At 70.9% G+C, this 14,090-nt stretch carries 14 protein-coding genes; 10 read left to right on the top strand and 4 right to left on the bottom strand.

Annotation, left to right across the window (positions count from 1 at the left end):
* Window positions 1–102: 102 nt before the first annotated feature.
* Entirely contained in the window at window positions 103–1,146 is a 1,044-nt protein-coding gene (locus QP045_RS07820) for an A/G-specific adenine glycosylase (protein WP_422514410.1), read from the bottom strand.
* Between the two features lie 28 nt (window positions 1,147–1,174).
* Between QP045_RS07820 and QP045_RS07815 the strand changes: the two genes are divergently transcribed.
* From QP045_RS07815 to QP045_RS07800, 4 genes are read left to right on the top strand one after another with little or no spacing between them, the layout of a single operon-like run.
* Entirely contained in the window at window positions 1,175–1,732 is a 558-nt protein-coding gene (locus QP045_RS07815) for a DUF721 domain-containing protein (RefSeq protein WP_422514409.1), read from the top strand.
* Window positions 1,732–2,415 (top strand): DsbA family protein, encoded by a 684-nt coding sequence (locus QP045_RS07810; RefSeq protein ID WP_422514408.1) that lies wholly within the window; start codon window positions 1,732–1,734, stop codon window positions 2,413–2,415. The genes QP045_RS07815 and QP045_RS07810 overlap by 1 nt, the downstream gene beginning before the upstream one ends.
* A 29-nt stretch (window positions 2,416–2,444) precedes the next feature.
* Complete coding sequence (locus QP045_RS07805; RefSeq protein ID WP_422514407.1) at window positions 2,445–3,176, top strand: DsbA family protein; 732 nt, start codon at window positions 2,445–2,447, stop codon at window positions 3,174–3,176.
* Window positions 3,177–3,204: 28 nt separating this feature from the next.
* On the top strand, window positions 3,205–6,618 hold the full coding sequence (locus QP045_RS07800) for a chromosome segregation SMC family protein (RefSeq protein WP_422514406.1): 3,414 nt from the start codon (window positions 3,205–3,207) through the stop codon (window positions 6,616–6,618).
* A 60-nt stretch (window positions 6,619–6,678) separates the two neighbouring features.
* Here the strand turns inward: QP045_RS07800 and QP045_RS07795 are convergent, their stop codons facing one another.
* A complete protein-coding gene (locus QP045_RS07795) occupies window positions 6,679–6,960 on the bottom strand; it encodes a chorismate mutase (RefSeq protein ID WP_422514405.1) in 282 nt (93 codons plus the stop codon).
* A 107-nt stretch (window positions 6,961–7,067) separates the two neighbouring features.
* On the opposite strand from QP045_RS07795, the gene QP045_RS07790 reads away from it, so the two are divergent.
* Window positions 7,068–8,090, top strand: coding sequence for a polyprenyl synthetase family protein (locus QP045_RS07790; protein WP_422514404.1), 1,023 nt, complete (start codon window positions 7,068–7,070; stop codon window positions 8,088–8,090).
* Between the two features lie 33 nt (window positions 8,091–8,123).
* Here QP045_RS07790 and QP045_RS07785 read toward each other — a convergent pair whose 3' ends face one another.
* A complete protein-coding gene (locus QP045_RS07785; RefSeq protein WP_422514403.1) occupies window positions 8,124–9,155 on the bottom strand; it encodes an NAD(P)H-dependent flavin oxidoreductase in 1,032 nt (343 codons plus the stop codon).
* A 47-nt stretch (window positions 9,156–9,202) separates the two neighbouring features.
* Between QP045_RS07785 and QP045_RS07780 the strand changes: the two genes are divergently transcribed.
* Window positions 9,203–9,622: a secondary thiamine-phosphate synthase enzyme YjbQ gene (locus tag QP045_RS07780; RefSeq protein ID WP_422514402.1), complete on the top strand. Its 420-nt coding sequence runs from the start codon at window positions 9,203–9,205 to the stop codon at window positions 9,620–9,622.
* A 10-nt stretch (window positions 9,623–9,632) separates the two neighbouring features.
* Here QP045_RS07780 and QP045_RS07775 read toward each other — a convergent pair whose 3' ends face one another.
* Window positions 9,633–10,886 carry an aspartate kinase gene (locus QP045_RS07775; RefSeq protein WP_422514401.1) on the bottom strand — a complete coding sequence of 418 codons (1,254 nt, stop codon included), beginning with the start codon at window positions 10,884–10,886 and terminating at the stop codon, window positions 9,633–9,635.
* A gap of 61 nt (window positions 10,887–10,947) precedes the next feature.
* Between QP045_RS07775 and ubiG the strand changes: the two genes are divergently transcribed.
* The 4 genes from ubiG to QP045_RS07755 all read left to right on the top strand — a co-directional run bounded on the left by ubiG (window position 10,948) and on the right by QP045_RS07755 (window position 14,062).
* Window positions 10,948–11,700 carry a bifunctional 2-polyprenyl-6-hydroxyphenol methylase/3-demethylubiquinol 3-O-methyltransferase UbiG gene (ubiG, locus tag QP045_RS07770; RefSeq protein ID WP_422514418.1) on the top strand — a complete coding sequence of 251 codons (753 nt, stop codon included), beginning with the start codon at window positions 10,948–10,950 and terminating at the stop codon, window positions 11,698–11,700.
* Window positions 11,701–11,704: 4 nt separating this feature from the next.
* On the top strand, window positions 11,705–12,115 hold the full coding sequence (locus QP045_RS07765; RefSeq protein ID WP_422514400.1) for a DUF1810 domain-containing protein: 411 nt from the start codon (window positions 11,705–11,707) through the stop codon (window positions 12,113–12,115).
* A gap of 61 nt (window positions 12,116–12,176) precedes the next feature.
* Window positions 12,177–12,935, top strand: a complete 759-nt coding sequence (locus QP045_RS07760; RefSeq protein WP_422514399.1) for an SDR family oxidoreductase — start codon at window positions 12,177–12,179, stop codon at window positions 12,933–12,935.
* Window positions 12,932–14,062 (top strand): glycosidase, encoded by a 1,131-nt coding sequence (locus tag QP045_RS07755; protein ID WP_422514398.1) that lies wholly within the window; start codon window positions 12,932–12,934, stop codon window positions 14,060–14,062. The genes QP045_RS07760 and QP045_RS07755 overlap by 4 nt, the downstream gene beginning before the upstream one ends.
* The last annotated feature ends 28 nt before the right edge of the window (window positions 14,063–14,090 follow it).

Genomic DNA, 14,090 nt, shown 5'->3' with positions numbered 1-14,090 from the left:
GCGCGGGGGCGGGCGCCTGGCGGCCCGGGGCGACCTGCGCCGTTGCGATCGGCGGGGCGACCAGCGCCAGCGCCGCGAGACCTGCCATCCACGTCCGTGCCGTCATCGCAATCCCTCCATCAGCCGCTGCGCGCGGACGAACACGGTCGGCATGCCCGCTTCGTCGAGCGAGTCGATCGGCCACCATTCCCCGTCCGGCACGGCCATTTGGGCCGGCAGCGTGGCCGCTGCAACCGCGCAGCTCAGCCGGAAATGGGTGAAGCCATGGGCCACGCCGCCCATGACGCGCCACTCCGCCTCGACCGGCGCCTCGGCGAAACCCGGCGGCGTGTCGGCCCAGGGGCCAGTCGGCAGCGCCCGCATCCCGCCGAGCAGGCCCTTGCCGGGGCGACGCACCAGCAGCACCCGGCCGTCGTGCTCCAGCCAGAACAGCGTGCCGTGGCGGTGGGGCTTCTCCCGCTTGGGCACCTTGCGCGGAAAGGCCTCGGGCTCGCCGGTGGCAAAGCCGTCGCACTGGGCGCGCACGGGGCAGAGCAGGCAGCGCGGGGCGCGCGGCGTGCAGATGCCCGATCCCAGGTCCATCATCGCCTGGGCAAAGTCGCCCGCGCGCAGGTCGGGCGTGATCGAATCGGTGGCGATGCGGATGGCGGGGCGCCCGGCCGGGAGCGGCTGGGGAAGGGCGAACAGCCGCGCGACGACCCGCTCGACATTGGCGTCGACGACCACCGCGCGCCGGCCGAACGCGATCGCGGCGATTGCGGCGGCGGTATAGGCGCCCAGCCCCGGCAGCGTGCGCAAGCCCGCCTCGGTATCGGGCAGCACGCCGCCATGCAGGTTCGCGACGGCGCGGGCGCAGGCGAGCAGGTTGCGGGCGCGGGCGTAATAGCCAAGCCCGGCCCAGGCGGCCATCAGCTCGGCATCCTCGGCGGCGGCAAGGCTGGTGAAATCGGGCCAGCGCGCCACGAACTTCTCGAAATAGGGGCGGACCGTCGCGACCTGGGTCTGCTGCAGCATCACCTCCGACAGCCACACCCGATAGGGATCGGGGGCCGGGGCGCCGGGCGGCGCGCGCCAGGGGAGGCTGCGCGCATTGGCGTCATACCAGTCGAGCAGCAGCGGGGCGATTGCAGAAAGGTTGGCGGGCACCGCGTGCCTATGGCATGGGGGAGGCTTCATGACGACGCCCCGCAAAGCCCCTTCTGCCGCCAAGGTGAAACCGCCCGTGGAGGAACCCCGGCGCCACGGCTATGCGCGCGCCGTCGCAGACCTGTTGCCGGATGTCGGCCGCGCCGCATTCCGCAAGTTCGGTTTCGTGCAGAGCGCGGTCGTGAGCCGCTGGCCCGAGATCGTCGGCGAGCGGTATGCGCGGGTGTCGGCGCCCGAATCGATCCGGTTTCCGCACGGCCAGCGTTCCGACGGCGTGCTGACATTGGTGGTGCATGGCGCCCATGTCACGATGATGCAGCACATCGGTCCGGAGATCATCGAGCGGGTGAACCGCTTCTTCGGCTATGCCGCTGTCGGCCGTATCGCATTCCGGCAGGGCGACGTTCGCCGCGCGCAGCGGGTCGCCCCGCCGCGCCCGCAGCCGACGCATGTCCCAGCCGAACTGGGCGAGAGCCTGCGCACCATCGCCGACCCTGAGCTGAAAGCGGTGCTTTCGGCACTGGCGGCCGGGGTGGCTGCGCCGCCGACGCCGCTTTCGATACCGGTGATGGGAAAGGTTCGCTGATGCGTTTGCTGGGGGTGGTTGCGGGGATGCTCGCGGGGCTGGCGCTGGCCGGGAGCGCACACGCGCAGCCGGCACGCGACTGGCGCACCGTTACGGTGAAGGCGGCGGGCGGCGGCTATCAGGTCGGCAATCCGAAGGCGCGCGTCACGCTGGTGGAGTATGTCAGCTACACCTGCCCGCATTGCGGCCATTTCGTCGCGGAATCGAAGGCGCCGCTGCACGACGGACTGGTCCGCGACGGCAGCGTTCGCATCGAAGTGCGCAGCTTCGTGCGCGACCCGCTCGACCTTGCCAGCGCGCTGCTCGCGCGGTGCGGTGGCGCACCCAGGTTCGCACGCCAGCATGCGCTGATCTTTGCCAACCAGAAGGCGCTGCTCGACAAGGCGGAGGCGCTGCAGAAGCAGCCGGACGCATTCAAGGGCGCGACCACGATCGAGGACCGGCTGCGGCGGATCTCTGCGGGCTCTGGCCTGACGGCACTGATGCAGCGCAACGGGCTCACCGCCGCCCAGATCGACCGCTGCCTGGTCGATCCGGCCGCGCGCCAGGAGCTGATCGACATGGTCGAAAAGCTGTCGGGGCGCATCCAGGGTACCCCGAGCTTCGAGATCGACGGCAACCTCCTGGCTGCCAACAGCTGGGCCGAGGTCGAGCCCCCGCTGCGCCAGGCGCTGCAGCGCTGAACCCCCTTACCATTCACGGAGCCTAATCCATGCGTATCGCTCTTCCCCTGCTGCCCCTTCTCCTGCTCGCCGGTTGCGGTGGCGGAGACGGCAATTCCGGAAACAGCGGTGCGGCGGCCGAGAAGGTCGCGGCGGTTGCGGCACCGGCCGGCACCAGCTGGGTCGAGACCGTGTCGATCACGCCCGAGGGCGGCTATCGCATGGGCAACCCGGATGCGGTGATCAAGCTGGTCGAATATGGTTCGCGCACCTGCCCGACCTGCGGCCAGTTCGGGCGTGATTCGGTACCGGCGCTGGCCGACAATTATGTCGCGAGCGGCAAGGTGAGCTTCGAGTTCCGCGACTTTGCGGTGCACGGCGCGCCCGATCTGGCGGCGGCGCTGCTCGGCCGCTGCGGGGGCACCGGGCCGTTCTTCCCGATCCTCGACCAGATGTATGCCAACCAGAACGCGATGCTGGAAAAGCTGCAGTCGACGCCGGAAGCCTTCAACGCACAGGTTCAGCAGGCAGCGCCCGCGCAGGCGATCTCGATGTGGGCGCAGCAGCTCGGCCTCATCGACTTCGTCAAGCAGCGCGGCATCCCCGAGGCAAAGGCACGCCAGTGCCTGGCCGACCAGAAGGGCCTGGAAGCGCTGGTGAAGATCACCGAGGACGCCGCCGACAAGGTGACGGGCACGCCCAGCTTCTTCCTGAACGGCACCAAGGTCGACGCGGTGAACTGGACCCAGGTCGAGGCGGCGCTGCGCGACGCCGGCGCCTGATCTCCCTTTCGAAAAGGGGCGCGCGGCGATGCGGATCCGGCGGCTGCGCCTGTCGGGCTTCAAGAGCTTCGTCGACGCGTCCGACCTGGTGATCGAAGAGGGGCTGACCGGCGTGGTCGGCCCCAACGGCTGCGGCAAGTCGAACCTTCTGGAAGCGTTGCGCTGGACGATGGGCGAGAATTCCGCCCGGTCGCTGCGCGGCGCGGCGATGGAAGACGTGATCTTCGCCGGCACCGCCACCCGCCCGCCGCGGGACTTTGCCGAAGTCTCGATCCTCGCCGACGAGGTCGGGCCGGAAGGCGAGGAGGTCGAGGTGGTGCGCCGGATCGAGCGCGGCGCCGGCTCCGCCTATCGAATCAACGGCCGCGACGTGCGGGCCAAGGACGTGGCGCTGCTGTTCGCGGACGCCGCCACCGGCGCACATTCGCCCGCACTCGTCAGCCAGAACCGCATCAGCGCCGTGATCTCGGCAAAGCCGGTCGAACGGCGCGCGATGCTGGAGGAAGCGGCCGGGATCGCCGGCCTGCACGTGCGCCGCCGCGATGCCGAGAACCGGCTGCGCGCGACCGAGGCGAATCTCGCCCGACTGGCAGAGGTGCTCGCCGATCAGGACGGACGGATTGCGCAGCTGCGGCGCCAGGCTCGCCAGGCGGAGCGCTATCGCGAATTGTCCGGGCGGATTCGGGTGGCCGAGGGGCGGCTGATCTTTGCGCGGTGGCGCGATGCGGCCGCGGCTGCCGATGTCGCGCGCAAGGAAGCAAGGGGCGCGGACGCTCGGGTGGCGGAGCGGACGGCCGAGCAGGTGGCGGCGGAAGCGGCGCAGGTGGCGGCAGTGACGGCGCTCGCCACCCATCGCGGCACGGCCCAGGCGGCGCGCGACGCGCTGTCGGAGGCGACTCACCGGCGCGAGGCGCTGGTGGCGCAGCGGGGTGCGGCCGAACGCCGGCTGCGCGAGCTGGAGGCGGCGATCGCGCGCATCGCCGACGACCGCGCGCGGGAGGGTGCGCTGGCAAGCGATGCGGCCGAGGCGCTGGCGCGGCTGTCGGCGGAGAGCAAGGCGCTGGAGGCGGAGGTGGCGGAGGCGAAAGCCACGCTGCCGGGCCTTGCCGCGGCGCTGGCATCGGCCGAACAGGCGAGCCGCGACGCGGAAGTGGCGCTGGCGCAGGCGCTCGCGCGGCAGGCAAGCGAGCTTGCGGACGTGCGGGTCGCGCGCGCGGCGTTGCAGGCGGCGCAGGCGCGGCTGGAACGGGCGACGCGGGACGAGCGCCGGATCGCGGCGGAACTGGCGGCGCTTGCGGATCCGGCGCCGCTCCTTGCCGCGCGGACGGCGGCGATCGCGGCGCGGGACAAGGCGCTGGCGGGGATCGAACAGGCGCGCGCGGCGCTGGCGGCGGCAGATGCGGAGGAACGCAGCTACGCAGGCCAGCGGGAGGCGGCGCAGGCGGCGCGGGCCACGGCGGCGGCCGAGCTTGCCGCGCTGGACGGCGAAGCGGCGGCGCTGGAGCGGGCGCAACGGCGTGGCGGGCGCGAGCGGCTGCTCGACCGGCTGGACGTGGCGCCGGGCTATGAACGCGCGCTGGCGGCGGCGCTGGGCGACGATGTCGAGGCCGGCCTCGATCCCGCGGACGATCGCTATTGGGGCGGGGCGGAGGCGGCACCAGGCGATCCGCTGCCGCCACCGGGCGTGACCCTGTTGTCGGCACAGGTGGCGGCGCCCGCTGCGCTCGGCCGGCGGCTGGCGCAGGTGTTCGTGTGCGATGTCGACTCGGGAGTGGCGCTGGCGGTCGGGCAGCGGCTGGTGACGCTCGACGGTGCGCTGCGCCGGTGGGACGGCTTCCGGGCCGCGGCGGGGGGCGGTGCGGCCGCAGCGGAGCGGCTGGAGCGCGCGAATCGCCTGCGCGCGATCACGGCGGCACGCCCGCAGGTGGCGGCAGCGGTCGAACAGGCGGCGGCGACGCTGGTCGAGGCGGAGGCGGCGATCCGGGCCGCGAAAGCGCAGGCCGCCGAGGCCCGCCGCAGCGTCGATTCGCACGAGACCGCGTCCCGCGAGGCGGCGCGCGCGGAGGACCGGGCGGTCGCGGCGATCGAGCGTGCGGAGACGCAGCGCGCCGATCTCGCCGCGCGCCAGCGCCGCGCGGCGCTCGACCTGGAAGAGGCGGCGGGGGAGGCCGACCGGGCCGAAGCAGCGGTGGCGGCGCTACCCGACGGCAGCGAGACCCAGGCTGCGGTTGCGCGGCTCTCTGCCGAGGCAGAAGCGCGGCGCGGCGCGGTCGCGGACGCGCGGGCAGCGGCCGCCGAGCGCGAGCGGGCCGTGACCGCCGCCCGGGCGCGAATCACCGCCGCCGCCGCCGAAAGCCGCGGCTGGAAACAGCGCGCGGGGGAGGCGGTGCGCCGCATCGGCGACCTCGACAAGCGCGCCGGCGAGAGTGCGCGCGAACGCGACGGGATCGCTGGGCGGCCGGATGCGCTGTCGGTCGAGATCGACACGGTTACCGCCACGCTGCTGGGTGCGCGCGAGGCGGTCGACCGCGCCCAGCAGGAGGAGCGCGCCGCCGAACAGGCGCTGCGCGAGGCCGAAACCGGCCTGCGCGCTGTCGCCGAGGCGCTTGCCGCCGCGCGTGAGGCGCGTGCCGGGGCGGCGGCGCGGGCGGAGAATCACGACCAGCGGCGGGTGGAGACGGCGCGGCTGTGCGGCGAGCGTTTCGAATGCCCGCCGCCGCTGCTGCCGGAGCGGCTGGATTTCGAAAGCGACGCGGTCGGCACGCCCGAAGCGGAGGCAGCGACGCACGATCGGCTGACGATCGAGCGCGAGCGGATCGGGCCGGTTAACCTGGTGGCCGAACGCGAGCTCGCGGAACTGGACGCCGCGCGGGCGAGCGGCGACCGCGAGCGCGCCGAACTGGAGCAGGCGGTCAACCGCCTGCGCGGATCGATCGGCATCCTCAACCGCGAAGGACGCCAGCGGCTGCTCGCGGCCTTCAACGCGGTCAACGGACATTTCCAGCGGCTGTTCGGCACCTTGTTCAACGGCGGCCAGGCGCATCTGGCGCTGGTCGATTCGGACGATCCGCTGGAGGCGGGGCTGGAAATCCTGGCGCAGCCGCCGGGCAAGCGGCTCCAGTCGTTGACCCTGTTGTCGGGCGGCGAGCAGGCGCTGACCGCAGTGGCGCTGATCTTTGGGCTGTTCCTGACCAGCCCGGCGCCGATCTGCGTGCTGGACGAAGTCGATGCGCCGCTGGACGATGCCAATATCGACCGGTTCTGCGACCTGCTTGAACGGATGACGCAGGAGACGCAGACCCGCTACCTGATCGTCACCCACAATGCCGCGACGATGAGCCGGATGCACCGATTGTTCGGCGTCACCATGGTCGAGCAGGGGGTCAGCCGGCTGGTTTCGGTCGACCTGCGCGGCGCCGAGACGCTGCTGGCTGCGGAGTAGAGGCACGCCGCACCAGCCTGTGGTGACCGCCGCGCTGCCGCCCGGTCGCGGCGGACGTGCTCAGCTTGCCTGGAACTGCGCGTGGTGGCGGATCACTTCCTCGATGATGAAGCGCAGGAATTTCTCGGAGAATTCGGGGTCGAGGTCGGCATCGCGGGCAAGCGCGCGCAGCCGTGCGATCTGGCGCTCTTCGCGGCCGGGGTCGGCGGGGGGAAGGTCGTTTTCGGCCTTGTAGCGGCCGACGGCCTGGGTGACCTTGAAGCGCTCCGCCAGCATGAACACCAGGGCGGCGTCGATGTTGTCGATGCTCTGGCGATAGCGGGCCAGCGTGTCGTCGGTCATTCCATTCCCCTCATGGAGCGCGTCCGCGCGCTTTTCGCGTCGCTTTCCACGTTGTGCAAGCCCGCCGGCCTTGCGTTCGTCCCGCCTTACAGCCACATCGGCGGGACATGAGTGCCACCGTACACCGCCTCAACCCGACCGGCCGCGCGAAGCAGCCGTCGCTGGACCCGATGATGACGCTGGTCGCGGACGACATGGCGGCCGTCAACGCGGTGATCGTCGATCGCATGCAGTCGCGCATCCCGCTGATCCCGGAGCTGGCCGGCCACCTGATTTCCGGTGGCGGCAAGCGGATGCGGCCGATGCTGACCCTCGCGAGCGCGCAGCTGCTGGGCTATCACGGCACCCGCCATCACCTGCTGGCGGCGGCGGTCGAGTTCATCCACACCGCGACGCTGCTCCACGACGACGTGGTCGACGGGTCGGACCTGCGCCGGGGCAAGCGCACCGCCAACATCATCTGGGGCAACCCGGCAAGCGTGCTGGTCGGCGACTTCCTGTTCAGCCGCTCGTTCGAGCTGATGGTCGAGGCCGACAGCTTGGCCGCGCTCAAGATCCTCTCCAACGCATCGGCCGTGATCGCCGAGGGCGAGGTCAACCAGCTTACCGCCGTGCGCCGGGTCGACCTGCACGAGGATCGCTACCTCGACATCATCGGCGCCAAGACGGCGGCGCTGTTCGCAGCCGCCTGCCGCATTGCGGGCGTGGTCGCGGACCGGCCGCAGGCGGAGGAGCTCGCGCTCGACGCCTATGGCCGCAACCTGGGCATCGCGTTCCAGCTGGTCGACGACGCGATCGACTATGTCTCGGACGCGTCGACCATGGGCAAGGACGCGGGCGACGACTTCCGCGAGGGCAAGATGACGCTGCCGGTGATCCTCGCCTATGCGCGCGGGGACGAGGCGGCGCGCGGTTTCTGGCGGGATGCGGTTTCCGGGCGCCGCGCGAGCGATGCCGATTTCGCGCATGCGATCGAACTGGTGCGCAACAGCCGCGCCGTCGAAGACACGATGGCGCGGGCGCGTCACTATGGCCAGCGCGCGATCGAATCGCTGGCCCCCTTCGCCGACGGTCCCGCCAAGGACGCGATGGTCGAAGCGGTCGAGTTCGCGGTCGCCCGGGCGTACTGACCGGCCCGCCGCACGGAGCGGCGGGCGCAAGGATCAGGCGGCGCGCTTGTCGAGCGCGGCGGCGGCTTCTTCCATCAGCGATGCGATGATCGCGGCGACCGGCTCCTCGGTCTTGACCATGCCGACCGACTGGCCAGCCATGACGCTGCCATGCTCGATGTCGCCGTCGATCACGGCGCGGCGCAGCGCACCCGCCCAGTAATGCTCGATCTGGAGCTGCGCCTCGGCCATGGCGATGCTGCCCTCGTCCAGCGACTGGGCGACTTCGCGCTGCTTGGCGGTGAACAGCTCCGAACCCGCGTTCTTGAGCGCGCGCACCGGGATCACCGGCAGGCGCGGGTCGATCTGGACGCTGGCGACGGCATCGCGGGCAGAGGCGCGGAAGAACGCCTTCTTGAAATTGGGGTGGGCGATGGATTCGGTGGCGCAGGCGAAGCGCGTGCCGAGCTGGACGCCGGCGGCACCCATGTCGAGATAGCCGGCGATCGCCTCACCACGGCCGATGCCGCCGGCCACGAACACGGGCACGGCGTCCGCGATTTCGGGCAGCATTTCCTGGGCGAGTACGCTGGTCGAGACCGGGCCGATGTGGCCGCCAGCCTCCATGCCCTCGATCACCAGCGCGTCGACGCCTGAGCGGATCAGCTTCTTCGCAAGCGCGAGGGCCGGCGCAAAGCAGATGACCTTGGCGCCCGACGTCTTGATCGCGTCGAGGCTGCCGGCCGGCGGCAGGCCGCCCGCGAGCACGACATGACCCACCTGATGGCGGGCGCAGACCGCGATCAGCTCCATCAGCTGCGGATGCATGGTGATGAGGTTCACGCCGAAGGGCTTGTCCGTCATCGTCCTGGTCGCCGCGATTTCGGCATCGAGCAGGTCGGGCGTCATCGCGCCGCACGCGATCACACCGAAGCCGCCGGCGTTGGAGATGGCGGCGACGAGGTGGCGTTCGGACACCCAGGACATCGCGCCGCAGAGAATCGCGGTCTCGGTTCCCAGGAAGGCGGCGCCACGGGCCATGCGGCGGGCGAGGCGCTCGGCGCCGACGGAAGAAAGGCTGGTCATTTCGCGCCCGTAGCGTAGCGCGCGGCGTTGAGCAAAGGAGACACGCGATGCGGCAGGCGATCGGCGAACTGGAGATGCCCACGCGCGGGCAGGGGCTGGTGGAAGTGACGCGCGACGTCTGCGCCTGGGTCGCGGGCGAGGGGATCACCACGGGGCTGCTGACGCTGTTCTGCCGGCACACCTCGGCATCGCTGCTGGTGCAGGAGAATGCGGCGCCGGAGGTGCGCGACGACCTGGTCGCCTATTTCGCGCGGATCGCGCCGGAAGACGCCCAAGCCTACGTCCATGACGACGAGGGGCCGGACGACATGCCCGCGCATCTGCGTACCGCGCTGACCGGCGTGCAGCTGTCGATCCCGGTCGCCAATGGCCGGCCGGTGCTGGGCACCTGGCAGGGCATCTACCTGTTCGAGCACCGTCGCGCGCCCCACCGTCGGCGGATCGCGCTGCACCTGCTGGGGGAGTAACGCCGCCCGATCAGGCGGCGGTATCCTCCGCGTCGAGGCCATAGGCGGTGTGGAGCACGCGCACGGCGAGCTCGGTATAGTCTTCCTCGATCAGCACGCTGACCTTGATCTCCGACGTGGTTATCGCCTGCACGTTGATGCCGCGCTCGCCCAGCGTCTTGAACATGGTGGACGCGACGCCCGCGTGGCTGCGCATGCCCACGCCCACGACCGAGATCTTGGCGACGCGGGTGTCGTGCACCATCCGGTCGAAGCCGATCTTGCCCTTTTCCCGTTCCAGCACGTCGAGCGCGCGGGGCAGCTCGGCCTGGTTGACGGTGAAGGTCACGTCGGTCGAGCCGGTCGAATGCGCGACGTTCTGCACGATCATGTCGACGTTGATGCCGCCATCGGCGAGCGGACCGAAGATGGCCGCGACCGCGCCGGGACGATCCGGCACCTCGGTCAGGGTGATCTTGGCCTCGTTCTTGTCGTGCGCGATGCCGGTAATGAGCTGGCGTTCCATGTCTTCCGCTTCCTCTTCGCCCACGATCATCGTGCCCGGTTCCGTCGCCGCATCCGCGTCGGCGAAGGACGAGAGCACCTGGATGCGGACCCCTTCCTTCATCGCGAGCCCGACCGAGCGCGTCTGCAGCACCTTGGCGCCGACGCTGGCGAGCTCCAGCATTTCTTCATAGGTCACGCGCTTGAGCTTGCGTGCGCGGGGCACGATGCGCGGGTCGGTGGTGTAGACGCCGTCGACGTCGGTGTAGATGTCGCACCGGTCCGCCTTCATCGCCGCCGCGACCGCGACCGCCGAGGTGTCGGATCCGCCGCGGCCGAGCGTGGTGACGCGGCCGTTGTCCGCCACGCCCTGGAAACCGGGGATCACCGCGACCTGGCGACCGGCAAGGGCGACGTTCAGCGCGTCGGTATCGATCTCGCCGATGCGGGCGGAGGCGTGGGCGTCCGAGGTGTGGATCGGCAGCTGCCAGCCGAGCCAGCTGCGCGCCGGCACGCCGATCGCCTGCAATGCGATCGCCAGCAGGCCGCTCGTCACCTGTTCGCCCGAGGCGACCACCACGTCATATTCGCGCGGATCGTAGAGCGAGGAGGCTTCGCGGCAGAAATTGACGAGCCGGTCGGTCTCGCCCGCCATCGCGGAAACCACGACGGCGACCTGGTTGCCCGCCTCCCACTCGCGCTTCACCCGCTGGGCGACGCTGCGGATGCGCTCGATCCCGGCCATCGAGGTGCCGCCGAACTTCATCACGATGCGTGCCATGTACCGAGCGCCTCACCCCCTTGGGAACGTCGGGTTGCGCTGATAGGGAGGCGTCATGGTTATGGCAAGCGACGCGACGCCCGATGTGCAGACGGCCAGTGGCAGCGTGGTGGCGGCGGAAGCCGCGCACTTCGGCAAGCTGGCTGCGGACTGGTGGAACCCGCACGGATCCTCGGCGATGCTCCACCGGCTCAACCCGGCGCGGCTCGGCTTCCTTCGGGAGGCGATCGACACCCATTGGCACGGTGCCGGCACGGGCTTTACGCCGCTTGCCGGACGCACCGCGCTCGACGTCGGCTGCGGCGCGGGGCTGCTGGCCGAGCCGCTCGCCCGGCTCGGCGCGACCGTGACCGGCGTCGATGCCGCGCCCGAGAATATCGGCGCGGCGCGCGCCCATGCCGAAGCGCAAGGGCTGGCGGTCGAGTATATCGCGGGCGGCGTCGAAGCGGTCGCCGGGCGCCAGTTCGACCTGGTCACCTCGCTGGAGGTGATCGAGCATGTCGCCGACCCGGCTGCGTTCGTCGCCGGACTGGCGGGGGCGCTGGCGCCGGGCGGGCTGATGGTGGTCTCCACGCCCAACCGCACGCCGCTGTCGCGGCTGGCGATGATCACGCTGGCCGAGGGGGTGGGGGCGATCCCGCGCGGCACCCATGACTGGAACAAGTTCCTGACCCCGGACGAGCTTACCGGGCTGTTGAAGGCGCAGGGGCTGACCATAGGCGCGGTGCGCGGGCTTGCCTTCTCGCCCCGGCATGGCTTCACCATTTCCGACGACACGCGGCTCGACTATCTCGTCACGGCCTCGAGGGGCTGAGGCGGTGGCGGCACTCGACCGCTTCGTCGAGGCGCAGGACCCCGTCTGGGGCAGCGTGCTTGCGGAGCTGCGTCGGGGCCGCAAGACCAGCCACTGGATGTGGTTCGTCTTTCCCCAGATCGCGGGACTGGGGCGCACCGACACCGCGCGCTTCTTTGCGATCGCCGATGCGGCGGAGGCGCGCGCCTATCTCGCGCATCCCGTGCTCGGGCCCCGGCTGCGGGAAGCGGCGACAGCGCTGCTCGCGCATCGCGGGCAGTCGGCCGAGGCCATTCTGGGCGGGATCGATGCGATCAAGCTGCGCTCCGCGATGACGCTGTTCGACGCGGTCGCGCCCGGCGGCGTCTTTGCGGAGGTGCTGGACGCATTTTACGGCGGCGTGCGCGATCCGGAGACGCTGCGCCGGCTCGGCTGAGCGACGGGCCGGAACTTCGCGGGCCCCGGGCATTTGTCTGGAGGCACCAGAAGGAGCCTGCATGTCCGATGTTCGCGATGCCCACACCGACGTCCAATCGCTTGCCGGCCGCCGCGTGGCGATCACCGGCGGCACCACCGGCATCGGCCGCGCCATCGCGGTCCTGCTGGCAGCCGAAGGCGCGCGGGTGTTCGTGTGCGGCGCCGACAGCGGTCATCTGGCCGATGCGCTCGCCCGCATCCGGGAAGTCGGCGAAGGCGACGGCATGGTCCTCGACCTTGTCGAGCCGGACCATGCCCGCGGCTTCCTGGAAATCGCCCGGCAGCGGCTCGGGGGGCTTGACGCCGTGGTGCTGAACGCGGCGGTCGCGGCCTCCGGCGTGACCGAAACCGACGAGCCGACGCTGCGCCATGCCATTGCGCTCAACTTCACCGCCTATCTGCTGGGCGCCCACGCAGCCGCCGAGCTGCTGGAGGGGGAGGGCGACCTGGTGCTGGTGGGGTCGATGAGCGCGCATGTGCTCGGCCCGGGTTCGACCATCTATGCCGGGATCAAGGCAGGCATCGCCGGCTTTTCCGAGGCGCTGCGCCGCGAGCTCGGGCCCAAGGGCATCCGGGTGGGGCTGGTCGAGCCGGGCAAGACCGGGTCCGACATGCAGCTGCCGGACGTGCCGGTCGAGGAACAGCGCCAGCGGATCCGCGAGGAGACGATGCTGCGCGCCGAGGATATCGCGGTCGGCGTCCATTACATGCTCACCCAGCCACGCCGCACCGTCGTGCAGCAGGTGGTGATCGTGCCGCGCGCGCAGGCCGCGGAATGACCTACGCCGTCGACCAGCTCGTCTTCACCCCGGACGACGTCGACCTATCGCGCTCGCCGCTCGCGGGGCAGTTCGATGCCGAGACCTATGTGCTCGGCGCCTTCAACCCCGGGCTCACCCGGCTCGCCAACGGCAATCTGTTGATGATGGTGCGGGTTGCGGAGGCGCTGCGCAAGCCGATCGTCGACGGCAAGGTCCATGCGATCCGCTGGGAAGGGGAGGAGGGAAGCGCCGGGCGCTATGTCCTCGACGGCTGGCCGCTGGAGTTCGCCGATACCGCCGATCCCCGCAAGTTCATGCTCCACGGCAGCAAGTGGCGGGTCATGGCGCTCACCTCCCTGTCGTGGCTGCTGCCGGTCGAGCTGTCGCCGGACGGACTGGAGGTGGTCGCAGTCCATTATGATCGCGCGGTGGCGCCGCAGGGCAGCTGGCAATGCTATGGCGTCGAGGATGCGCGGATCAGCCACGTCGGCGACCGTTACTGGATGACGACCTGTTCGGTCAGCCCGGAACGGCATTCGACCACGCTCTACAGCTCCGTAAACGGGCTCGACTGGCGGTTCGAGGACATCGTGCTCGACCACCAGAACAAGGACATGCTGATCTTTGAGGGTCAGGTGGACGGCCGCTACTGGGCGCAGACCCGGCCGCTTGGCGACCTCTATTTCGCTTACCCACCGAACAGCGAATGGCGCGCGGGGCCGTCGATCAACCTGGCGACCTCACCCGACATGCTTCACTGGAAGCCGTGCCGCCACCCCGGCATCCGCCCGCATGCCGCCACCGTCGCCACCGCCCGCATCGGCGGCGGCACCCCGCCGATCCGGACCGAGCGCGGCTGGCTGAGCCTGTGGCACGGCGTCGAGCCGCACGAGATCGTCGGCATTTACCGCACCTATTGGACCATCATGGACGCGCAGGAGCCCTGGCGGGCCGTCGCGACCCAGCACGCGCCGCTGCTGGAAGCCAACCCCGAGCTCACCCGGCCGCTGGAGGACAAGATGTACGTCCGCGATGTCGTGTTCACCACCGGCATCGCCGACCATGGCGATGTCTATGTCGTGGCGTCGGGGGAGGCGGACCTCGCCTGCCGCATCACGCATATCCCCAAGCAGGTCTTTGCCTGAGCAGCATGTCGCAAAAACTGCTTTAGCA

This window comes from Sphingomonas sp. 3-13AW (assembly GCF_049311085.1).
In the GTDB taxonomy this organism is placed as follows: domain Bacteria; phylum Pseudomonadota; class Alphaproteobacteria; order Sphingomonadales; family Sphingomonadaceae; genus Sphingomonas.
The sequence above is the reverse complement of the archived record's forward strand: the minus strand, read 5'-3'. Positions and strand labels throughout refer to the sequence as shown.